The sequence below is a fragment of the Pseudoalteromonas sp. SG44-17 genome (genome assembly GCF_014164235.1).
In the GTDB taxonomy this organism is placed as follows: domain Bacteria; phylum Pseudomonadota; class Gammaproteobacteria; order Enterobacterales; family Alteromonadaceae; genus Pseudoalteromonas; species Pseudoalteromonas rhizosphaerae.
Genome location: NZ_JACJEV010000001.1, coordinates 107,052 through 129,465 on the forward strand (window position 1 = coordinate 107,052; position 22,414 = coordinate 129,465).

Here is a 22,414-nt window from a genome sequence, read left to right on the forward strand (position 1 = left end):
ATCAATAAAAAGTCTAGTTCGATTAACTGTCAAAACAATACGTTGAAATACCTTTATAGGGGAAAGTAACTAGGGCAGTGTATTTAATGCTAAGAGGCTAACTAGCTATAAATACCCTATACATAAACAGCCTAATTGGTCAGAATAAGGTATTGTCTTAAATTTACTCATAATGGTAGTTTGAGCTTTTAGAACTAAAAATTGTTGAATTTACGGGTTAATAAACCCTGAAAGTGGTCAAAAATATCTAGTTTATTGCTAAGTACTTTTGAGTAAGTGGGCAAACAGGTATAGTATGCAACAATAGTTTTTATTAGGGTCCACTCTGCTAGTTTATATTTAAAAGGACAATTATGTTTAAGCAAAAATTTACCGATATACATGGTATTACACACCAAGAAGCCGTATTTTTGGTCAACCTTATTAACATCAGTGAACAGCTTTCTAAGCAACTACAATTCGATCACAGCGGAGAAGTTAGCGTTGAGTCTTACGAACATGGCAATGTTGAATTTTCAGCCGTTTATTGGACATCAGCAAAAGCTAAAGAGGACGGTTGTGAGCCGCTGATTTTTATGTATAAAAAAGATGTGTACACACTAGAGCAATGCACTATTGCTGTAGATAACGCTAAAGACATGACACCTGAACAGCTCACCAATGCCGCCGAAGCGCATTTAAAAACATTAATCTAAAGTTAGCATGTATACATGGTGATTTAATAAAAACATCACCGTGTTAACACGCTTATTTAGAACTTAAGATGACACCTATCACAATTATTTACCTAAAAAAGATACTCACCACATAAAAATGCACGACGCACGCCACGGGATACGCAATGGTAATAACCGTATCCACACAATTTATCTGACGTTTCCTTGCAATTGCCATGTATCAACCAGTTTGTATTTTGGACTAATTAAAAATTAATAATATGGAAAATACATACTTTAGAGTGCGTGTTTACTTTTTCCTTTTAAGAATATAAATAAATTCCAATCTCACTAATAACATAGAAAAAATGAGCTAAAATTTAAAGTTTGTATTGGTCATCAAATGATGTGGTTTTATCTTTTGTGAACTAATGTCTTATTCCAGATACAGCCTAGGTGCAAGAAAGGTTTATTTGCATAACATTTGCGGTACTTTGTGCAGACTGAGACATAATTTAAAAAAGGGTCCTAGATATGAAAAAATTTATTGCAACGACTACTAAAATTTTTCTGATTTCTACTATGCTACTAAACGCAAAAGTTAATGCGTGTACTCGCCTTGTTTATCATGGCCCAGATAACACGGTGTTGACCGGTAGAAGTATGGATTTTTCTATTAATATCCCTGCAAATTTATGGATTTTCCCCAAGGGGATTGAGCGTAATGGTGAGGTTGGGCCTAACTCAATTAGATGGCGTTCAAAGTATGGAAGCGTAGTCGCAAGCTCATGGGATATTGCAGCACCTGACGGAATGAATGAAAAAGGACTAGTTGCAAACCTATTATGGTTGGTAGCATCTGAATATCCCAAATTTGATTATGATGGTGAGCGTCCAGGTCTTACTATTGCAGCTTGGGCACAGTACGCGCTAGATAATTTCGCAACTGTTGATGAGGCGGTAAAGTTTTTCGAACAAGAAAAGTTTGCAGTTGTATCAGACTTTATTCCTGATACCGATAAGTTCACGACAGTTCACTTATCATTATCTGATGCAAGCGGAGATAGTGCTATTTTTGAGTACATAAGTGGCAAATTAAAAATACATCATGATCGTTCATATAAAGTGATGACTAATGACCCTGTATATGAACAACAACTTGCTATAAAGAGCTATTGGGATACGGTCTCTGGTCAAGACTTTCTCCCAGGTACTGGTAAAGCCGCCGATCGTTTTGTTCGAGCATCTTATTACTTGAGCGTATTACCACAAACTAGTGACCCTAAAATCGCAGCCGCAAGTGTGTTTAGCGTTGTCCGTAATGTTTCAGTTCCTTATGGAATTGCAATCGAGGGGCAACCTCACTTATCTAACACTCGCTGGAGAGTTGTTGCTGATCAGGGGAATTTAATTTACTACTTTGAAAATGCGCTTACTCCAAATGTTGTTTGGGTAGACTTTAATAAAGTGAACTTTGAAAAAAATGCAGATGTCATGAAGTTGCCATTAGATAAAAACCAGACTTATGCTGGGGAATCCAGTTCTTATTTTATTAAATCAAAACCCTTTAAATTTAAAGGGTTAGATAGTAATCCATATTAAAAATTAGTTTACAGTGTAAGTCCGCAATGGTCGATATTAGTTGTGGACTTAATATAGCAAGTTTAAAACCTAGTAAACAGCGAACTAAAGTTTATAACTATTCAGAAGTTCGTGTTGCTCATATATCATTTAGATCTTAAACGTATCCAATTACTTATATATCCCCCACTGTTGCTGAAAAACTCTAAAAGCTAGGTCAATGCCGCTTTTGGCAACAGTGATGAAATTTGTTCAGCGCAGGCCCGATAACAGTATCTAAATTTCAGGCTCTTTATCTTTAATAGCTTGGTTATTATTATTACTCTTATAAAACGCAACATCCTCCATGTAACTCAAGCGCAAGTTTATTGTTGAAAAAAGCTCTTGTGCTGTACTTGCAGCAAAAAAAACTAGATGAGAGCAGCAAAGGTCAAGATGATTCGAAACATAATATCTTACCTTTTGAATTAGGGGACTGTTATTGTGCAATAAAACCCTAAGGATTAAATTTATTCAATCTTGATTACCATTAAAAAAGCCCCAGACAATGCTGAGGCTTTATAAAACGGTAGTAATAGCTCTACTAAATTACTTTTTGCGCTGTGCGTCTTTTTGCGCTTTTTTAGCCTCTTTACGCTTTTGTAAAACGGCTTGTGCTTCGTTGCCAATATGGCCTTCGCCACGAGCTTGCGCTAATTCAATTTGCTTTTGACGCTCAGCAAATCGTTCACGTTGTTCATCGGTGACATCATCAATACAATGATGACACGAGACACCTTCCATGTACTCTGGTTTGAGTTTTTCGTCTTCAGTGATTGGCATACGACACGCATGACATTGATCATATGAGCCTTTTTGTAGGTCGTGATCGACTGCTACGCGATTATCAAATACAAAGCACTCACCTTCCCACATGGTTTCTTCTTTTGGTACTTCTTCTAGGTATTTTAAAATGCCGCCTTCAAGATGGTACACATCTTCAAAACCTTGCTCTTTCATGTAAGCAGTTGATTTTTCACAGCGAATACCACCAGTACAAAACATAGCTACTTTTTTATGTTTGCTCGGATCGAGGTTTTCTTTTGCCCACTGCGGAAACTCGCGGAATGTTTTAGTATTTGGGTCTACTGCGTTTTGAAAAGTACCAATTTCGATTTCATAATCGTTACGGGTATCAACTAAAATAACCTCAGGATCTGAGATCAATGCATTCCAATCTTGTGGTTTTACATAACTGCCAACCACTTTCAGCGGATCAATCCCTTCAACACCCATTGTGACGATTTCTTTTTTTAGTTTTACCTTAGTACGGTAAAACGGGCATTCATCATCAAATGATTCTTTGCTAACAATGTTATCAAGGTTTGGTTGGCTATCTAACCAGCTTAAAAGGTTGTCAATGCCTTCACGCTTGGCAGAAACTGTACCGTTGATACCTTCTGCGGCAATTAATAAAGTACCACGTACTTCATTGGCTTCCATCACATCTAACAATGGTTGGCGTAGGGCTTCGTATTCAGGTAAAGAAACAAACTTATAAAGTGCACATACAACAAAGTGCTCGCTGGTTACATTGTCTTTATGGACAGCAGTCATGGTGATTCCTATTTTGCTTTAGCCGTTATTGGCGGTAACCGAATCGTAAATCCGGCGCATAATACATATTGAGGGCGCGTATTTTACGCTTTTTCTAATTAAATGCAAAAAAAGCAGTGATAATTGGCTTTTTACTGTTAGCCGCACTCGGGACTGCGCTATAATAGCGAAATTATTTATACCCAAACAAATTGCTCATTTTGGAGAAACACACTTTGCATTTTACTGATCTTGGGATTGATACTCGCCTTGAAACACAATTAGCGCATCAAGGGATCACCCAGCCCACTGATATTCAGGCCCATGCAGTGCCCACCGCACTGGCAGGCCATGACATTTTCGCCCAGTCTAAAACTGGGTCGGGCAAAACCTTGGCATTTTTATTACCTGCTGTTCAACGGGTTATGAAACAAAAGGCGCTCAGTAAACGTGATCCTCGTGTGCTTATTGTGGCGCCTACTCGTGAACTGGCGACCCAAGTATTTACCCAACTTCGCCTGCTAATTGCAGGTACTAATATTAAAGCGGTGAAAATATTAGGCGGTGAGAACTTTAATGATCAAATTAAAGCACTGCGTAACGACCCGCAATTTGTTATTGCTACACCGGGTCGTTTAGCCGATCACTTAACTCAGCGTTCATTACAATTAAGTGGACTTGAGTTACTTATTTTTGATGAAGCTGACCGTATTTTAGATTTAGGTTTTACTGCACAGTTAAAGATGATCAACGAGCAAGCTGATCATCGCCTGCGCCAAACATTATTGTTTTCAGCGACACTGGATCATGCACAAGTCGATGCGTTATCACGTAATTTACTGAAAAAGCCAAAACAAATTACCCTTAGTGCGGCTAACGAACAACATTCAGATATTAAACAAAGCTTATATTTAGCAGATCACCTTGATCATAAAGAAGCGCTGCTTGAGCATTTTTTAAAGCAAGACGAGGTCGGGCAATGCATTATATTTACAGCGACTCGTACAGATACCAGCCGTTTAAGCGAATCACTTAATGCTAAAGGTTTTAAAGCCCAAGCATTAGCAGGTGATTTAGCACAAAATAAACGTTTAGATATCATGGACGGCTTTAGCCGTGAAAACTTTAAAATTTTAATAACCACCGATGTTGCCTCTCGTGGTCTTGATTTACTGAGCGTAACTCATGTAATCAATTTTGATTTACCTAAACACGCCGAAGAGTATGTGCATCGTATTGGTCGTACTGGTCGAGCTGGCTTTAAAGGCACCGCTATTTCACTGGTCGGTCCTAAAGATTGGTTAAGCTATAAAGCAATTAAATCATTCTTAAATGATGAACTTGAGTTTCATACCGTTGCAGGGTTAAAAGGTAAGTTTAAAGGTTTACGCGAACCAAAACCTGATGCAACATGGGCTAAAGCACAAGAAAATGTAAATCCTAAAGTAAAAGCTGTGACTAAACGCAAAGCAAAACCTAAAAAGCCACAAGCGCCAATCAAAGCCCCTCTTAATATTGATGGTGATGCACCAATGCGCCGTCGTAAAAAGCCAGAACAGGAATAATTATGAGTTACCTTGGAACCACCCAAACCCTATTCGTTAACGAAGTAAGTAACGAAGGCGCGTACCTTGATGGTCATGATCTGGGTGAAGTTTTTTTACCAAGCAGTGAAATTAAACATGAGCTAGAAGCTGGCGACAGTGTCAGCGTCTTTATCTTTTTAGATAATGCTAATCTCGCCACTGCAACAACTAAAAAGCCGTTAGCTCAAGTAGGTGAATACGCCCTACTTCGTGTTAAAGAAATCAACAGCATTGGCGCTTTTTTAGATTGGGGGCTTGATAAAGATGTACTGGCACCGTTCAACGAACAAAAGCCAAGAATGCAAGAAGGCTATTCTTATTTAGTACGTTTGTATTTAGATAACGCCAGTGGCCGTATTTGTGCATCAAATAACTTTAATCGTTTTATCAATAAAACGGAGCCTGAGTACGCGCCGCTGCAAGAAGTACAATTAATTGTCGCTGGCAAAACCGATATTGGCTATAAAGTATTAATAGAAGAAGCACATTACGGCGTTATATTTTACAACATGGTGTTTAAAAACATGTTTGTTGGCCAACGCTTAACTGGATTTATTCAAAAAGTACGTGAAGACGGAAAAATTGACGTTATTCTTGAAAAACCAGGTATGGCAAAAGTAAGTGACTTGGGTGAGAAAATAATGGATAGATTAAAATCCGAAGGCGGTGTTATTGCTTTAGGTGATAAATCGGATCCTGAGACAATTAAAAAAGTTTTCTCAACCAGTAAAGCTAATTATAAAAAAGCCATTGGCGGTTTGTTTAAGCAAGGCCTAATTGATATTGAAGCTAAGGCTATTAAGTTAAAGTAAAAAGAAGCTACTAATATTTAGTGCTTAATAAAAGAGTAAAGTGAAAGCTTTGCTCTTTTTTGTTTTATAAGCTCCAATGGCAACTATGAGCGATAAGCGGTCGATCAGGTGAGTCGTTTTTAACTTAGTAAGAATAAGAGGACACTTTCCTCTTTTTACATATTTATATAAGTTACATAAAGCAGAATATATATAGCTAGCAATAACTTATGCTTTTTGCTATTAATACAAACTCATAAAATAAGGACGTTTTCGCGCTAAAAAAGGGAAAGTGTCCTCTGATAAAGTTGTTATTCATCATATTCGTAGTAGGTAAAAATGGATAGTACAGAAAAAAAACTCAAAGTTATCATCCCACAAGATGTTCAACAAAAAATAGACAATGATGAGTACATATTAAGAGGTAGTCAAGTTAGAGATAATTTGGGGAAAATTGTTTGTAACTTAGAGACATTGGATGTTGAAGGTGATGATTATTTTTCTCCTAGTCTTTTCTTGATACAAAATAACCACACGTTTATATCTCAATCTGTTATCTCGAAAAAGCTTATTAGTGACCTTGAAAGCACTAAAAGCAAGTTTGCCGCAATAGAAAACAAGCTTGATGAGGTGATTGAGTTTCAAACGAATTCCTTGGTGTCAAAAGTTTTAATTTTCAATGAGTTGTTTGCTACATTCCAAGAAAAAAGTAGCCTCTCAGATCAACGTTCGGTCTTCTCTAGTGGTGTTAATGCTGCTTCAGAAATAGCTGCTAACTTAGAGTTGTATCTTAAAAGATATTTAGATGGGACAACCGTCTTTCATCAAAACGCACACTATAATGGTCAGCTTTACTCTGACTATAAGAAGATAGATGGATACAAGCCAAGTATAAAAAGAACAAAGTTTAGTAAGTTTTCTGATAGCAAAGCTTTTTATTTTACCTACGCATTTATGAACATCATTAACAATCTAAATGTTCTTAGTTTGTGTGTAGATAAAAAGGTTCATCCCAGATATCAAGATAACCTCCTTGAAGTCAGAACCAAACTGGTTAGTTTGATAGAAATTCTGATTAATGGTTTGTGTAATGAAAATGATATCTATCAAATGTGTTATTCAACTAATTATTCAAACTCATATTACCCATTGGAAAAATTGATGGAAATAGTCGAGTTTGACTCTAAAAGGTCAATAAACGATCTAATCTTGGCTCATTATCCTACAGAAGTTAGTGTTAGTTATGATGAAAGCCGCGTAGATTCGTTGAATACTTGTATTTCATTGGTTAAGGAAATTGACAACCTGTTATCTCGAAGTAATCAACTTTCTGATTTGAAATTAGAAGAAATACCTGAAATTACCGAGCTTGTATGGTTGGCGCTGAATGATGAATAACTAGTTGCTCAATTTCGTTTGTAAACTCACTGGGACAATTAACAGTTGGCTTGGCGCTTCGAGCAAGTATAGCCAATAGTCAATTGCCCCTTAGCAAAATGTTATCAACGGCGGCTTCTGGCACATTGCGGACTATTCATCGCCAAGTTATTAAGTTTGTATACCCAGAAATAAAAAGAGCAAAGTAAATACTTTGCTCTTTGTTCTTTGCTCTTTGCTCTTTGTTCTTAGTATCTGTAATAGTACTAGTTAAAATAACGCTTGTTTATTTTATCGAGTCATTAATTTCTTTAAGAACCGCGACTGGGTCTGCTGCTTGTGTGATCGGACGGCCAACAACTAAATAATCGCTGCCATCTTCAATTGCTTGCTTTGGTGTCATGATACGTTTTTGATCTCCTGCATCACTGCCTGCTGGGCGAATGCCTGGGGTCACTAGTTTAAAATCGTTACCGAGTAGCGATTTTAATTGCTTGGCTTCTTGCGCTGAGCATACTACCCCGTCAAGGCCTGACTCTTTGGCAAGCTTAGCCAAATAGATAACTTGCTCAGCAGGCGTTTTTTCAACACCTAAACGCTTTAGTTCGTTTTCATCCATACTGGTTAAAACGGTAACGGCAATTAATAATGGCGCTTTATCACCAAATTGCTCAAGCGCTTGTTTGGCTTTAGTCATCATTTCAACACCGCCACTGGCGTGAACATTCACCATCCAAACACCCATTTTGGCAGCTGCGGTAACCGCTTTGGCAACTGTATTTGGAATATCATGAAACTTTAAATCTAAGAATACGTCAAAGCCAAGGTCAATTAATTCTTTTACAAAAGCAGGTCCAAAATAGGTAAACATTTCTTTGCCTACTTTTAAACGACATGTATCAGGCGATAATTGCTTTACAAAGTTTAAAGCGGTTTGCTGATCATCGTAATCGAGGGCGATAAGAACTTTTTTTGAATGTTCGAGAGACATAACTTTCCTAAAACTGATTGTAGAAGTAAGTGAATATTTTTATAGAAAACTAAAAACCGTCTAAACCACGGCTCGGTACTATGGTTTCCCAATGTTTGCACGAAGGACAAACCCAATAAATTGTATGACTGGTAAAGCCACAGTGTTGGCACTGAAAATCTGGCTTGGTCGCAATATAAGATGTGACCAGTTTATCTATTTGGTCTAGTACATCTTTAATATCATTATTTTGTTTTGCTAATAGCTGTAATAAAAAACTAAAGCCACGAATTGTCGGCTGACGTTTTAAACTATCAGTTAAAAATTTAATTGCTTGTTCGGTATGCCCTTGCTCAAGTAATGCTTGGCAATGTTTTATTTTTATTAGCACCCCACCCTTATCAAGTAGCTGCTGTAATAATTCATGAAATTGGTGGGTTAGGTTTAATTGCTCATAACTGTGAGCTAAATCATCTATAAACAAGGGCGCAAAAAAAGTGAAACTACAGATCAGCTCACGCCAATAATAAATTGCTTTTACGTAATCTTCTTTTGCAAATGCTGATTTACCTAATTCATATAATGGGCGGATCGCTTTATGATTTAGGCTAATGGCTTTGCGCATAATTTGCGGATCATTGCTAAGCAACGCAGCTTCACAATAAAAGTTAGCAATGGCTTTGAAATGTTGCGGCTTTGAAAATAAATCACTGTGTGCTTCAAACATATTGATACCCTTTTCCCATTCGCGTGTTTGCGAATATAAATTAAGTATCGGCTCTAATGCATCACTGTGGTTGGCTTTTACTAACCACACTAAATGTTCTTCGGCGCCATCAAGCAAACCTGCCATAATATAATCTTCAGCAAGTTCAAGGCGACTAGCAGCAGCTTGTTGTTCATTAAGGCTTGGGTGTTTGAGCAGTAATTCGTGGATTTTTATTGCACGATCTAATTCACCTCGGCGGCGAAACATCGTTGCTAATGTAGAATAATGTTCAACAGAGTCAGCGGCGACTTCAAGCAAGTTGATTAAGTGCTCAAGGCCTTGATCTTCCTCTCTGTCGAGTAAAAACTTTAAGCCTTTACTGTATTCAGATGTGATCTGACGATTAAGTTGATGAGCTTGGTTTTTAGCGCTATTTTTACCCATGATCCAGCCATAACCAGCCGCAACAGGTAAAAGTAAAAACAAAAGCTCAATCATAGTTAGGTGTCTTTATTAGCAACAAGCTTATTATTATCTTTTTCAGGCGCTAATTTTTTTTTCAAACGATAGTTTTGCCACTTTAATTGCGAAAACAATTTAAAGCTAATAAAACAACCAATTGCGACACCTAAAGCAAAGCAGATACTTATTATCATTGCGAGGGGTAAAGTATTGCTGGCAATAATATAATTTATTTGCACTAACTGTGGATTTTGCGAACCAAGTACAAATGCAAAAATTAAGCATATTGCTACCAGGATAATTTTTAATACCCTAAACAAGTAACTACTCCAACTAAGTAACTAGGCAATGCTCGCGTTTACGCGATCTCGTAACTCTTTGCCTGGTTTAAAATGTGGTACGTGCTTACCTTCTAACTCAACCGTGTCGCCAGTCTTTGGATTACGACCTGTGCGAGGTGAACGAAAGTGTAATGAGAAACTACCAAAGCCACGGATTTCAATACGATCTGAGCTTGATAATGAGCCGGCCATTTGTTCAAGAATTTCTTTAACAGCATTCTCAACATCTTTCACAGGTACATGCGCGTGTTGCTCGGCTAATTGTTCTATCAATTCTGACTTAGTCATAACGTTTCCTTAAAAAGAGATAAAGGAAGGGCAACACTGCCCTTCCAATTAAGACTGATTAATTAGTCTTTTTGTGCATTTGCGAATGCAGCTGCCATTGCGTTTTCGAACACTGGCTCTTCTTTCTTAAGCTTTTCTAGTACTTCTTTCTCTTCTGCTTCGAAAAGAGCTTTAACTGAAAGGCTTAAAGTGCGGTTCTTACGATCAACACCAACATATTTCACTTCAATTTCGTCGCCTACAGAAACAACAGTAGTTGCATCTTCAACGCGCTCTTGAGCGATATCAGCTACACGGATGTAACCTTCAACGCCTTCGATAAGTTCAACAGTTGCGCCTTTCGCATCAACTTCTGTCACTTTACCTTTAACAATAGCACCTTTTTTGTTTGCATCAAGGTAGTTATTGAATGGGTCAGCTTCGATTTGCTTAACACCTAGAGAGATACGTTCACGCTCTGGGTCAACTTGCAATACGATAGCAGTGATTTCGTCGCCTTTCTTGAATTCACGTACAGCGTCTTCGCCAGGTGTATTCCAAGAAATGTCTGAAAGGTGTACAAGACCGTCAATACCACCGTCAAGACCGATAAAGATACCGAAGTCAGTGATTGATTTGATCTTACCAGTAACTTGATCGCCTTTGTTTTGTAGACGAGCAAATTCTTGCCAAGGATTAGCAATACATTGCTTAAGACCAAGTGAAATACGACGACGTTCTTCGTCGATTTCAAGAACCATAACTTCAACAGTGTCGCCTAAGCTAACAACTTTAGAAGGATGAATGTTCTTGTTAGTCCAATCCATTTCAGAAACGTGTACTAGACCTTCAACGCCTTCTTCGATTTCTACGAAGCAACCGTAATCTGTAAGGTTAGTTACACGACCAGAAAGTTTAGAACCTTCTGGGTAACGACCAGCGATAGCTGCCCATGGATCTTCACCAAGCTGTTTAAGGCCTAGAGATACACGAGTTTTATCTTTGTCGAATTTAAGAACTTTAACTGCGATTTCGTCGCCAACATTAACGATTTCTGAAGGGTGCTTAACACGCTTCCACGCCATATCAGTAATGTGTAGTAGACCATCAACACCACCAAGGTCAACGAACGCACCGTAGTCAGTAAGGTTCTTAACGATACCTTTAACTTCTTGACCTTCAACAAGGTTAGCAAGAAGCTCTTCACGTTCTTGTGAGTTTTCAGATTCGATAACTGCACGACGTGAAACAACAACGTTGTTACGTTTTTGATCAAGCTTGATTACTTTAAATTCAAGCTCTTTGCCTTCAAGGTGAGTTGTGTCACGTACTGGACGAACATCAACAAGTGAACCAGGTAGGAAAGCACGGATTGAATCAACTTCAACAGTGAAACCGCCTTTAACTTTACCGTTGATAACACCAGTAACAGTCTCTTGCTCTTCACATGCTTTCTCAAGACGGATCCACGCTTCGTGACGCTTCGCTTTCTCACGAGAAAGGATAGTTTCACCGAAACCGTCTTCAATTGCATCTAGTGCAACATCTACTTCGTCGCCAACAGCAACTTCTAGTTCACCAGCAGCATTTTTGAACTGCTCTGCAGGGATAGCACTTTCTGATTTAAGACCAGCATCTACAAGTACAATGTTGTTCTCGATAGAGATAACTGTACCTTTAACGATAGAGCCTTGCTCTGCTTCAAAACCCTTTAAGCTTTCTTCAAATAACTGCGCAAAATTTTCTGACATACGAATATACGTCTCATATATTATTACCAATAAGCAACCATGCTGCATGGGGTTGTTAAAATAGCACTGGCATCCTGCTGGCGCATAAATAGTTTATCGTCGCTTTGGAAGTTTACCTTCGACAATCGCTGCATCTAATAAAGTCATAACCTTATCAAACACTTGCTGTGCATTAAGCTCGCTAGTATCGAGTTCAATAGCATCGTCAGCTGGTACAAGCGGCGCAACAGCACGATTCATATCGCGGTCATCACGTGCTTGAATATCTTCTAATAGACCACTTAGTGTAACATCAAGACCGCGTTCATTCAACTCAACAAAACGTCGGCGCGCGCGTTCTTCTGCACTAGCGGTTAAATAAATTTTTAATGGAGCATCTTGGAACACCACAGTGCCCATATCGCGGCCATCGGCTATTAGCCCATTTTCAGTTCGAAATGCACGTTGGCGCCGTAATAATGCTTCTCTTACGCGCGGTAAAGCTGCTACTTTTGAAGCGGCAGCTCCTACTTCTTCATTTCGAATTGTTGTTGATACATCTTCACCTTCCAGAATAACCTTTCCAGCGTTAGTTTGACTATCAACTAAAAACTGCACATCTAAGTTAGCAGCTAAAGGCACCAATGCCTCTTCGTTGTCTAGTGCAATTTGGTGATGAAGTGCTGCTAGTGCTAATACGCGATAAATCGCGCCACTATCCAGTACATCCCACCCTAATTTATCGGCTAACAAGCGACAAACAGTTCCTTTACCTGAACCACTTGGGCCATCAACGGTGATCACGGGCATTAATAACGCCTGCATTTAAACCTCCTGCAATGCACACCAAAATAAAACTGCGACATTATACGTTACTTAATTAAATATATCCGCTTTTTGTATGTAACTTTTTATATTTCAACTTTAGTCATTTATTGACTAACCGATGCTAGTACATTGAAAAATGTTGGAAATGTCTTGTATGTACACTTAGGATCATTGATAGTTATTGGCTTGCCGCCTACCGCTACCATGGCAAAACACATCGCAATACGGTGGTCGTCATAGGTATCAATCGCCACATCGTTAAAGTGTTTTGGCGGTGTTATTTCGATGAAATCTTCACCTTCAACTACCTCTGCACCGACTTTACGCAGCTCTGTCGCCATTGCATGTAAGCGATCCGTTTCTTTTACGCGCCAGTTATAGATATTACGAATAGCGGTTGGACCATCTGCAAATAACGCCACTGTCGCAAGGGTCATCGCCGCATCAGGAATAGCATTGGCATCGATATCAACACCTTTTAATTCACCTTTACGTACCACTAAGCGCTCGTCATACCAATCTATTTTAGCACCGACCTGCTCCATCACTTTTGCAAAGCCAATATCGCCTTGCACAGATTTGGCACCTACACCTTTGATCTCTATTTCACCACCGGCAATTGCCGCCGCAGCGACAAAGTAAGATGCACTTGATGCATCCCCTTCAACCATAATACGCTCAACAGCTTGGTATTGCTGCGCACCTTTTACAGTAAAGGTTTTATAGTTATCGTGAGTTACCGATATGCCAAAGCGAGCCATTACATCTAAAGTAATATCAATATACGGTTTAGATACCAACGTCCCCTTAATTGTAATGCACGTATCGCCATTAAATAACGGCGCTGCCATTAATAATGCTGTTAAAAATTGGCTCGAGATACTGCCATCAATTGCAACGTTGCCGCCATTAATTTGCCCACCAACAATTTTAAGTGGCGGATAGTCTTTATTTTTTAAATAACTAACATCCCCACCGAGCGCTTGTAATGCATCAACTAGGTGACCAATTGGACGTTCCTCCATACGTGGCTCGCCAATTAGTTCATAGTTCCCCTTCACCGCTGCTAATACCGCAGTCAGTGGACGATACGCAGTGCCTGCATTACCTAAAAACAATGGCTCAGCTGGAGTTAAAAACTGCCCGCCAACACCTTTTACAGTGGCTACAGTTTTATCATCATTAAGACTGACATCAACGCCCAATAATTTTAATGCACCAAGCATATGACGAATATCATCACTGTCTAATAAGTTTTCTACAACCGTTGTGCCTTGCGCAAGTGCCGCTAACAATAAAATACGATTTGATAAACTTTTTGAGCCAGGTAAGGTAACACTGCCATTTACTAGATTGATTGGCTCTAAGCGTAACTGCTCCATTAACTGTGCTCCTTGGCAAATTTCGCCATAAAGTCAACTAACGCTTGTACACCGGCAAGTGGCATGGCGTTGTAAATACTCGCACGCATACCGCCAACAATACGGTGACCTTCAAGTGCAAGTAAGCCAGCTTCTTTTGCTTGGGCTAAAAACTGTGCATTTAAGCTTTCATCATTGAGCCAAAAAGGCACATTCATACGTGAACGACAATGCTTAGCAACCTTATTACTATAAAACGGTGATTCATCAATAAAGCCATACAGCAGTTCGGCTTTTGCTATATTTTGCTGTTCCATGGCTTTAACACCACCATTTTGCTCAAGCCAGTCAAATACTTCTGCCGCTAAATACCAAGCAAACGTAGGTGGCGTGTTATACATGCTGCCTTGTTTTACTTCGAGTGCGTAATCAAATATACCTGGCTTTGCAACCCCTTCACGCTCAAGCAACGTTTTACGAATGATCACAATGGCAAGGCCTGATGGACCAATATTCTTTTGTGCACCAGCGTAAATTAAATCAAACTGCTCAACATCAAACTCACGCGATAAAATAGTTGATGACATGTCTGCAACGATCGGCGCTGTTGGGTGACTTGGTACATCAAACACTTCAATGCCATCAATGGTTTCATTTGGGCAATAGTGGATGTATGAAGGATCGGCTGGAAATTGCCACTCACTAACTGGTTTGATAGAAAATTGCTCATTTGTGTCATTACGGACATCAAGCTCAGTGACGGTAGTAAATTTGACCGCTTCGTCAACCGCACCTTTAGACCACACACCATTTTCACAATATACGGCGTCTTTACCTGCTTGGTGCAGGTTCAGTGGCACTGCAGCAAATTGGCCTCGACCACCGCCATGCATAAACAGCACTTCAAATTCATCGCTGATATTCATTAACCGGCGTAAGCTTGCTTCACATTGTGCCGTTAATGCTAAAAATTCTTTACTACGGTGACTGATCTCCATCACCGATACACCTAAATCTTGCCAATCAAGAAATTCTTTTTGTGCTTTTTCCATCACAGCTGGCGGTAACATTGCAGGCCCAGCACAAAAATTATATATACTCATTACCTTTCCTCATTCCAGTAATTTAACAATTGTTTTTAATTGCTAATTTTAACAATTAATTTTTTGATTTTTATAGTAAAAAAAAGCGGCCGAAGCCGCTTTAATGATTAATGTTATGCCTCTGGAGGATTATCCCCAGCGTCATCATTAACAGTGTCGACTAGTTCAACGCTTTCACCTTCGATAATAGCGTTAAGCTCATCGATTTCGATCTCTTCGATACGTTGTAAACCAACTACTTGCTCTTCGTCAATAGTTCTTATCAAAATAACACCTTGGGTATTTCGCCCAACGGTAGAAACTTCATTAACACGAGTTCGCACCAGAGTACCTCGATTAGAGATAATCATGATTTCATCGTTATCGTCAACTTGTACAGCACCAACTACAGCACCGTTACGCTCACTTACTTTGATTGATACCACACCTTGAGTCGCACGACTCTTAGCAGGGTAGTCACTGAGCAATGTACGCTTACCGTAGCCGTTTTCTGTCACGGTTAAGATAGCACCATTCGTCTTAGGTACAATTAATGATACAACACGTTGCCCTTCAGGCATCTTAATACCACGAACACCTGTTGCAGTTCGGCCCATCTGACGAACACCCTTAAACTTGATTTCCGGGTTACCGTTTTCATCAAGTACTGGGTTGCCATTTTCATCTAAAACAGGTGATTCTTCTGCTTCTTTAAAGCGAACAACTTTACCAGCATCAGTAAACAACATGATTTCGTTGCTACCATCAGTGATATCGACACCAATCAAGCTATCACCGTCGTTTAAGTTAACGGCAATAATACCGCTAGCACGTTGACGGCTATACGCAGTCAATGGTGTTTTCTTCACGGTACCGAATGCAGTTGCCATAAAGATGTATTTATTTTCTTCATACTCACGTACTGGCAAGATAGCCGTAATACGTTCGTCTGCTTCAAGCGGCAATAAGTTTACAATTGGCTTACCACGGGCTGCACGACTGGCAAGTGGTAATTGATACACTTTAAGCCAATATAAGCGACCCGCCGTTGAGAAACAAAGAATCGTGTCGTGAGTATTAGCAACTAGTAGACGTTCAATGAAATCTTCATCTTTCATCTTGGTTGCTGATTTACCTTTACCACCACGGCGCTGTGCTTCGTAGTCAGACAATGGCTGATACTTCACATACCCTTCGTGAGATAGGGTTACTACTACGTCTTCTTCTGTGATCAAGTCTTCAAGACTAATATCATGAGCCGCGGCATTAATTTCAGTACGACGTTCGTCGCCGTATTGCTCTTTAATTTCAACTAACTCATCGCGAATAACTTCCATTAAACGCTCAGGATTAGCAAGAATATATAAAAGCTCGGCAATTAAATCTAATAACGTTTGGTATTCGCTTAGAATCTTTTCATGTTCAAGACCAGTAAGCTTGTGTAAGCGTAAATCTAGAATTGCTTGGGCTTGTTGCTCAGAAATATAATACTGACCATCACGAATGCCTAAGTCATCCGCTAACCAATCTGGACGGGCAACATTTGCCTCACCGGCTTTTTCAAGCATGGCTTTCACATTACCTAATTCCCACGGACGGCTAGCAAGTGCTACTTTAGCTTCAGCTGGCGTTGGTGAGTTACGAATAAGCTCGATAATTGGGTCAATGTTAGCAAGTGCAATTGCTAAGCCTTCAAGCATGTGTGCACGATCGCGGGCTTTACGTAGGTCAAATACCGTACGACGGGTCACTACTTCACGACGGTGAATGATGAATTCTTCAAGCATTTCTTTTAAGTTGAAACACTTAGGCTGGTTATTGATCAACGCAACCATGTTCATACCAAACACAGTTTGTAACTGAGTTTGTGCATAAAGGTTGTTTAAGATCACTTCGCCTACGTCACCACGTTTGATCTCGATAACGATACGCATACCGTCTTTATCTGATTCATCACGTAATGCACTAATGCCTTCAATCTTCTTATCTTTAACAAGCTCAGCAATCTTTTCGATTAAGCGGGCTTTATTTACTTGATAAGGGATCTCGTGAACGATGATCGTTTCACGATGGGTTTTTTCGTCAACTTCAATTTCCGCACGTGCACGCATGTACACTTTGCCACGGCCAGTTAAATAGGCTTGTTCAATGCCTTTTTTACCGTTGATAATTGCCGCAGTTGGAAAATCTGGGCCCGGAATATAATCCATTAGTTCATGAATGGTTAATTCAGGGTTTTGAATAAGTGCTAAACAGCCATTCACAACTTCAGTTAAGTTATGAGGAGGAATGTTCGTCGCCATACCTACCGCAATACCCGATGAACCGTTCACTAATAAGTTAGGAACTTTGGTCGGTAATACGTCAGGAATTTGCTCTGTACCATCATAGTTAGGTACAAAATCAACAGTCTCTTTTTCAAGATCAGCCAAAAGCTCATGAGACATTTTCGCCATACGGACTTCGGTATAACGCATTGCTGCTGCTGAGTCACCATCAACTGAACCAAAGTTACCTTGGCCGTCAACTAACATATAACGTAAAGAGAATGGCTGGGCCATACGTACGATTGTGTCATACACCGCACTGTCGCCATGGGGATGGTATTTACCAATTACATCACCAACCACACGGGCTGATTTTTTGTAAGGCTTATTCCAATCATTATTAAGCTCGTTCATAGCAAACAAAACGCGGCGGTGAACAGGTTTTAAACCATCACGTACGTCTGGTAGTGCTCGTCCTACAATTACGCTCATTGCGTAATCTAAATAGGAGTTTTTTAACTCGTCTTCAATATTGACTGGCAGAATTTCATTGGCGAAATCAGTCATTTGATATCACATTCCTTCAGTATTGACCCACGAAAGTGCCACATATGGGCGCTTGCGGGGATTTAGTTATTATTACCAAGTCATGCTACCACAATTAATTTAGATTTACAGGCGCTAAATCTTTGCGATTTATTAATTTACCCCTATATAATGGCCTGAGATTGACGAGGAAGTTTTTTATGACCGAACATCAGAATGTAGATAGTGCAGAAATTGCAAAGTTTGAAGCCATCGCTGAGCGTTGGTGGGATCGTGAAGGAGAATTTAAACCCCTTCATGAAATTAATCCATTAAGATTAGATTTTATTGCCGACAAGGCCAAAGGCTTATTCGACAAAGAAACACTCGATGTCGGCTGTGGTGGCGGTATATTGAGTGAAAGTATGGCGCGAATGGGCGCACATGTGACTGGTATTGATATGGGTCAAGAGCCGTTAACCGTTGCGAAACTGCACAGTTTAGAAACCGGTGTAAACGTTGACTATATAAAAATACCTGCCGAACAGTATGCCAGCGAACACCCTGCCCGCTTTGATACTATTACTTGTATGGAAATGTTAGAGCATGTGCCAGACCCTGCATCTATCATTCATGCAGTAGCAGAATTAGCGAAACCTGGTGCCGATGTATTTTTCTCTACATTAAACAAAACCCCAAAAGCATATTTGTACGCAATTATCGGGGCGGAAAAATTATTGAAGATGGTGCCTGATGGAACCCATGATCACAAAAAGTTTATCAAACCAGCACAACTCATTGCATGGGCAGAACAAGCGGGCCTCAAAGTACGTGCTAGTGCGGGACTGAGTTATAACCCTTTATCAAAGCAGTACAGCTTAAATACCGACGTTAGCGTTAATTATATTCTGCATTTTGAGAAACTAGCGTAATGGCTGGTTTTAACACAGCAACCCCCGCAATTGATTACGACGCCTTTATTTTTGATTTAGACGGTACATTACTCGATACCGCAGATGATTTAGGGGCTGCGCTAAATTACGTACTCGCTGATCATAACCAACCATTAGTAACCGCTGATATATATCGTCCTGCAGCTTCTAACGGTGCAATGGCGCTGCTTGCAGCTGGATTTGGTCAGCAATGGCACGATCACCCAAATCAAGCTGACTTACGCCAGCAGCTATTAACGGCCTACGCAGATAATATTGCCACCCATAGTCAATGCTTTACTGGAATTGCACAATTATTGATCGCGCTTGATCAACAACAGATCAAATGGGGGATCATGACTAATAAACCTGAGTTTTTGACTATTCCATTAGTTGCTGCAATTGCTGAACTCAAAGATGCACAGGCAATTGTCAGTGGTGACACCCTCGATATCGCTAAACCATCCCCTTTACCTTTACTGCATACAGCCCAACTGTTAAATGTTGATCCGAATCGTTGTTTGTATATCGGTGATGCGCAGCGTGACATAATTGCAGCCAAGGCTGCAAACATGCACAGCGCTGCTGCATTGTGGGGCTACATCCCTAGTGAAGCTGAAGCATTGAGTTGGCAAGCCGATTTTAATTGGCAATCACCTATTGATGCATTTAACCATATATAGTGCCATGTTAAATTTTAACCACTACATATTGTGATCGTGTTACTTTTTGCACATTGTTTGTTGATAAAAAAAGCAGCCAAAATTTATTTTTAAAATGCGTAAATTTAATCGATCATCAGTTGATTTTTATAAATTTCATTTTAATCAGATGGTCAAAGGTTAATGGCTACTAACACAAGCGTGTTATCCCAACGTTATCCACAATTAGGGGCGTTTATGCCCCTTGCAAATGATCGCATACCACACTATCTTGTGATCTAGAATTTGATGAACACCAGATGTTGTGGCTAAATGTTATTCAATTAAATTCGCGCTAATACAATTTTATTGCAATAAAAAATTTATTTTAAGAAAAATGTGTCACTAAAAAATATTATATCCCAAGGAATACAGGCAAAACTATGAACCAACAGCTATCTGTAAGCAAACGTGACGGCCGTAAAGAGTCACTTGATTTAGATAAGATCCATCGCGTTATTGCTTGGGCCGCCGAAGGTCTAAATAATGTGTCTGTCTCACAAGTTGAGCTGAAATCGCACATCCAGTTTTATGATGGTATTCGTACTGAAGACATCCATGAAACCATCATCAAAGCGGCCGCTGATCAGATCTCTAAAGAGTCGCCTGATTATCAATATTTATCAGCCCGCTTAGCTGTATTCCATTTGCGTAAAAAAGCCTATGGTCAATTTGAGCCACCGCGCTTGTATGATCATATCGTTAAGTTAGTTGAAGATAAGCGTTACGATGCACACTTACTAGCTGACTACACAGAGCAAGAAATTGATCAACTGGATGAATACCTTGATCATGGACGTGATTTAAACTTCAGCTATGCTGCTGTTAAACAGCTTGAAGGTAAATATTTAGTACAAAACCGTGTTACGGGTGAAATTTATGAAAGCGCACAGTTTTTATATATTTTAGTTGCAGCCAGCTTGTTCTCTGATTACCCAAAAGAAACGCGTTTAGACTACATAAAGCGTTTTTACGATGCGGTGTCATTGTTCAAAATTTCATTACCTACGCCTATTATGGCGGGAGTTCGTACCCCTACGCGTCAATTCAGCTCATGTGTACTGATTGAATGCGGTGACAGCCTAGATTCAATTAATGCAACCTCATCAGCGATTGTAAAATACGTATCGCAACGTGCAGGTATTGGTATTAATGCTGGTCGTATTCGCGCACTAGGTAGCCCTATTCGCAATGGTGAAGCATACCACACCGGTTGTATCCCGTTTTATAAGCACTTTCAAACGGCTGTTAAAAGTTGTTCGCAAGGTGGTGTCCGTGGTGGCGCAGCAACCCTGTTCTATCCACTTTGGCATCTAGAAGTTGAAAACTTATTAGTGCTTAAAAACAACCGTGGTGTTGATGATAACCGCGTTCGTCACTTAGATTACGGTGTACAGTTTAATAAACTAATGTACTCACGTTTGATCAAAGATGATTACATCACATTATTCAGCCCGTCTGATGTGCCTGGTTTATATGATGCATTTTTTGAAGATCAAGATGAATTTGATCGTCTTTACGTACAATATGAACAAGACGAGTCAATTCGTAAAAAACGTATTAAAGCTATTGAGCTGTTTTCAATGTTTGCACAAGAGCGTGCTAGCACTGGCCGCATCTATTTACAAAACGTTGACCACTGTAATACACACAGCCCGTTCATTGCTAAAGTGGCACCAATTCGCCAATCTAACTTATGTTTAGAAATTGCATTGCCAACTAAACCACTTAACAATGTTAATGATGAAGAAGGTGAAATTGCACTGTGTACGCTGTCGGCCTTTAACTTAGGTGCGATTGAGTCACTGGATGAACTTGAAGAGCTTGCAGAACTTGCGGTACGTGCACTTGATAACTTACTGGATTTCCAAGACTACCCGGTGCCAGCAGCACATAATGCAACTATGGGCCGTCGTACACTAGGAATAGGCGTAATCAACTACGCATATTACCTTGCTAAAAATGGCAAACGTTATTCTGATGGCAGTGCCAATGCATTGACTCACAAAACATTTGAAGCAATTCAGTATTACCTAATGAAAGCCTCAAATGAACTGGCTAAAGAACGTGGTGCATGTCCTAAATTTAACGAAACAACGTATTCGCAAGGTATTATGCCAACCGATACGTACAAACGTGATTTGGATAAAATTTGTGATGAACCATTGCATTTAGATTGGGATACATTACGTGCCAATATTAAAGAGCATGGTATGCGTAACTCAACGTTATCTGCGTTGATGCCATCTGAGACATCGTCGCAAATTTCAAATGCAACTAATGGTATTGAACCACCACGTGGTCATATCAGTGTTAAAGCCAGTAAAGATGGTATTTTAAAACAAGTTGTACCTGAGTATGAACGCCTTAAAAATAATTATGAATTATTGTGGGATATCCCATCAAATAAAGGTTATTTAGAATTAGTGGGTATTATGCAAAAGTTTGTTGACCAAACAATTTCTGCCAATACTAACTACGATCCAAATAAGTTTGAAGGTGGTAAAGTACCAATGAAGGTCTTATTACAAGATTTACTGGGTGCTTACAAACTTGGCGTTAAAACCCTTTACTACCATAACACCCGTGATGGTGCATCTGATATGCAAGAAGATACACCAGAAGTGGAAGATGATGATTGTGCAGGCGGTGCGTGTAAAATCTAATCGGTAA

Annotated in this window: 18 protein-coding genes and 1 pseudogene; 8 read left to right on the plus strand and 11 right to left on the minus strand. The window is 39.6% G+C overall.

Going from position 1 to position 22,414, the window contains the following annotated elements; translation table 11 throughout:
• Positions 1-353 precede the first annotated feature (353 nt).
• Positions 354-695 carry a hypothetical protein gene (locus H5182_RS00515; protein ID WP_149982479.1) on the plus strand — a complete coding sequence of 114 codons (342 nt, stop codon included), beginning with the start codon at positions 354-356 and terminating at the stop codon, positions 693-695.
• A gap of 95 nt (positions 696-790) precedes the next feature.
• On the opposite strand, the pseudogene H5182_RS22505 reads toward H5182_RS00515, so the two are convergent.
• A pseudogene (locus tag H5182_RS22505) lies at positions 791-894 on the minus strand (transposase); the annotation flags it as partial.
• 296 nt (positions 895-1,190) lie between these two features.
• Here H5182_RS22505 and H5182_RS00520 point away from each other — a divergent pair.
• The gene (locus H5182_RS00520; RefSeq protein ID WP_182759314.1) at positions 1,191-2,258 is read left to right on the plus strand and encodes a linear amide C-N hydrolase; all 1,068 of its coding nucleotides are present in this window, start codon (positions 1,191-1,193) and stop codon (positions 2,256-2,258) included.
• 567 nt (positions 2,259-2,825) lie between these two features.
• On the opposite strand, the gene H5182_RS00525 is transcribed toward H5182_RS00520, so the two are convergent.
• Entirely contained in the window at positions 2,826-3,833 is a 1,008-nt protein-coding gene (locus tag H5182_RS00525) for a rhodanese-related sulfurtransferase (protein WP_145233236.1), read from the minus strand.
• A gap of 215 nt (positions 3,834-4,048) precedes the next feature.
• Here H5182_RS00525 and H5182_RS00530 point away from each other — a divergent pair, with 215 nt between their 5' ends.
• The 3 genes from H5182_RS00530 (at position 4,049) to H5182_RS00540 (ending at position 7,587) form a co-directional block, all read left to right on the plus strand.
• Entirely contained in the window at positions 4,049-5,377 is a 1,329-nt protein-coding gene (locus H5182_RS00530; protein WP_182759315.1) for a DEAD/DEAH box helicase, read from the plus strand.
• 2 nt (positions 5,378-5,379) lie between these two features.
• The gene (locus H5182_RS00535; RefSeq protein ID WP_182759316.1) at positions 5,380-6,210 is read left to right on the plus strand and encodes a S1 RNA-binding domain-containing protein; all 831 of its coding nucleotides are present in this window, start codon (positions 5,380-5,382) and stop codon (positions 6,208-6,210) included.
• A gap of 318 nt (positions 6,211-6,528) precedes the next feature.
• Positions 6,529-7,587: a hypothetical protein gene (locus H5182_RS00540; RefSeq protein ID WP_182759317.1), complete on the plus strand. Its 1,059-nt coding sequence runs from the start codon at positions 6,529-6,531 to the stop codon at positions 7,585-7,587.
• Between the two features lie 265 nt (positions 7,588-7,852).
• On the opposite strand, the gene pyrF is transcribed toward H5182_RS00540, so the two are convergent.
• From pyrF to gyrA, 9 genes are all read right to left on the minus strand, one after another.
• Positions 7,853-8,557: an orotidine-5'-phosphate decarboxylase gene (pyrF, locus tag H5182_RS00545; RefSeq protein ID WP_182759318.1), complete on the minus strand. Its 705-nt coding sequence runs from the start codon at positions 8,555-8,557 to the stop codon at positions 7,853-7,855.
• Positions 8,558-8,606: 49 nt separating this feature from the next.
• Complete coding sequence (lapB, locus tag H5182_RS00550) at positions 8,607-9,743, minus strand: lipopolysaccharide assembly protein LapB (protein ID WP_145233226.1); 1,137 nt, start codon at positions 9,741-9,743, stop codon at positions 8,607-8,609.
• 2 nt (positions 9,744-9,745) lie between these two features.
• Positions 9,746-10,027: a lipopolysaccharide assembly protein LapA domain-containing protein gene (locus H5182_RS00555; RefSeq protein WP_016707217.1), complete on the minus strand. Its 282-nt coding sequence runs from the start codon at positions 10,025-10,027 to the stop codon at positions 9,746-9,748.
• A 21-nt stretch (positions 10,028-10,048) separates the two neighbouring features.
• The gene (gene ihfB / locus H5182_RS00560) at positions 10,049-10,336 is read right to left on the minus strand and encodes an integration host factor subunit beta (RefSeq protein WP_016707218.1); all 288 of its coding nucleotides are present in this window, start codon (positions 10,334-10,336) and stop codon (positions 10,049-10,051) included.
• 62 nt (positions 10,337-10,398) lie between these two features.
• Positions 10,399-12,066, minus strand: coding sequence for a 30S ribosomal protein S1 (gene rpsA / locus H5182_RS00565; RefSeq protein ID WP_029216020.1), 1,668 nt, complete (start codon positions 12,064-12,066; stop codon positions 10,399-10,401).
• 93 nt (positions 12,067-12,159) lie between these two features.
• Entirely contained in the window at positions 12,160-12,870 is a 711-nt protein-coding gene (cmk, locus tag H5182_RS00570; protein ID WP_149982486.1) for a (d)CMP kinase, read from the minus strand.
• A 107-nt stretch (positions 12,871-12,977) separates the two neighbouring features.
• Positions 12,978-14,255 (minus strand): 3-phosphoshikimate 1-carboxyvinyltransferase, encoded by a 1,278-nt coding sequence (gene aroA / locus H5182_RS00575; protein ID WP_182730600.1) that lies wholly within the window; start codon positions 14,253-14,255, stop codon positions 12,978-12,980.
• Positions 14,255-15,337 carry a 3-phosphoserine/phosphohydroxythreonine transaminase gene (serC, locus tag H5182_RS00580; RefSeq protein ID WP_182759319.1) on the minus strand — a complete coding sequence of 361 codons (1,083 nt, stop codon included), beginning with the start codon at positions 15,335-15,337 and terminating at the stop codon, positions 14,255-14,257. Before serC ends, aroA begins: the two co-directional genes overlap by 1 nt.
• A 113-nt stretch (positions 15,338-15,450) precedes the next feature.
• Positions 15,451-18,150 (minus strand): DNA topoisomerase (ATP-hydrolyzing) subunit A, encoded by a 2,700-nt coding sequence (gene gyrA / locus H5182_RS00585; RefSeq protein ID WP_182734225.1) that lies wholly within the window; start codon positions 18,148-18,150, stop codon positions 15,451-15,453.
• 179 nt (positions 18,151-18,329) lie between these two features.
• Here gyrA and ubiG point away from each other — a divergent pair, with 179 nt between their 5' ends.
• From ubiG to nrdA, 3 genes are all read left to right on the plus strand, one after another.
• Complete coding sequence (gene ubiG, locus H5182_RS00590; RefSeq protein WP_145233215.1) at positions 18,330-19,040, plus strand: bifunctional 2-polyprenyl-6-hydroxyphenol methylase/3-demethylubiquinol 3-O-methyltransferase UbiG; 711 nt, start codon at positions 18,330-18,332, stop codon at positions 19,038-19,040.
• Positions 19,040-19,723: an HAD family hydrolase gene (locus H5182_RS00595; protein ID WP_182759320.1), complete on the plus strand. Its 684-nt coding sequence runs from the start codon at positions 19,040-19,042 to the stop codon at positions 19,721-19,723. Before ubiG ends, H5182_RS00595 begins: the two co-directional genes overlap by 1 nt.
• Before the next feature lie 401 nt (positions 19,724-20,124).
• Positions 20,125-22,407 carry a class 1a ribonucleoside-diphosphate reductase subunit alpha gene (gene nrdA, locus H5182_RS00600; RefSeq protein WP_145233211.1) on the plus strand — a complete coding sequence of 761 codons (2,283 nt, stop codon included), beginning with the start codon at positions 20,125-20,127 and terminating at the stop codon, positions 22,405-22,407.
• Positions 22,408-22,414: the final 7 nt, after the last annotated feature.

Bases quoted from the DNA above. Each gene is read 5' to 3' on its own strand.
- H5182_RS00515 (WP_149982479.1), top strand. From the start codon at position 354: ATGTTTAAGCAAAAATTTACCGATATACATGGTATTACACACCAAGAA.
- H5182_RS00520 (WP_182759314.1), top strand. From the start codon at position 1,191: ATGAAAAAATTTATTGCAACGACTACTAAAATTTTTCTGATTTCTACT.
- H5182_RS00525 (WP_145233236.1), bottom strand. From the start codon at position 3,833: ATGACTGCTGTCCATAAAGACAATGTAACCAGCGAGCACTTTGTTGTA.
- H5182_RS00535 (WP_182759316.1), top strand. From the start codon at position 5,380: ATGAGTTACCTTGGAACCACCCAAACCCTATTCGTTAACGAAGTAAGT.
- H5182_RS00540 (WP_182759317.1), top strand. From the start codon at position 6,529: ATGGATAGTACAGAAAAAAAACTCAAAGTTATCATCCCACAAGATGTT.
- pyrF (WP_182759318.1), bottom strand. From the start codon at position 8,557: ATGTCTCTCGAACATTCAAAAAAAGTTCTTATCGCCCTCGATTACGAT.
- lapB (WP_145233226.1), bottom strand. From the start codon at position 9,743: ATGATTGAGCTTTTGTTTTTACTTTTACCTGTTGCGGCTGGTTATGGC.
- ihfB (WP_016707218.1), bottom strand. From the start codon at position 10,336: ATGACTAAGTCAGAATTGATAGAACAATTAGCCGAGCAACACGCGCAT.
- rpsA (WP_029216020.1), bottom strand. From the start codon at position 12,066: ATGTCAGAAAATTTTGCGCAGTTATTTGAAGAAAGCTTAAAGGGTTTT.
- cmk (WP_149982486.1), bottom strand. From the start codon at position 12,870: ATGCAGGCGTTATTAATGCCCGTGATCACCGTTGATGGCCCAAGTGGT.
- aroA (WP_182730600.1), bottom strand. From the start codon at position 14,255: ATGGAGCAGTTACGCTTAGAGCCAATCAATCTAGTAAATGGCAGTGTT.
- serC (WP_182759319.1), bottom strand. From the start codon at position 15,337: ATGAGTATATATAATTTTTGTGCTGGGCCTGCAATGTTACCGCCAGCT.
- gyrA (WP_182734225.1), bottom strand. From the start codon at position 18,150: ATGACTGATTTCGCCAATGAAATTCTGCCAGTCAATATTGAAGACGAG.
- ubiG (WP_145233215.1), top strand. From the start codon at position 18,330: ATGACCGAACATCAGAATGTAGATAGTGCAGAAATTGCAAAGTTTGAA.
- H5182_RS00595 (WP_182759320.1), top strand. From the start codon at position 19,040: ATGGCTGGTTTTAACACAGCAACCCCCGCAATTGATTACGACGCCTTT.
- nrdA (WP_145233211.1), top strand. From the start codon at position 20,125: ATGAACCAACAGCTATCTGTAAGCAAACGTGACGGCCGTAAAGAGTCA.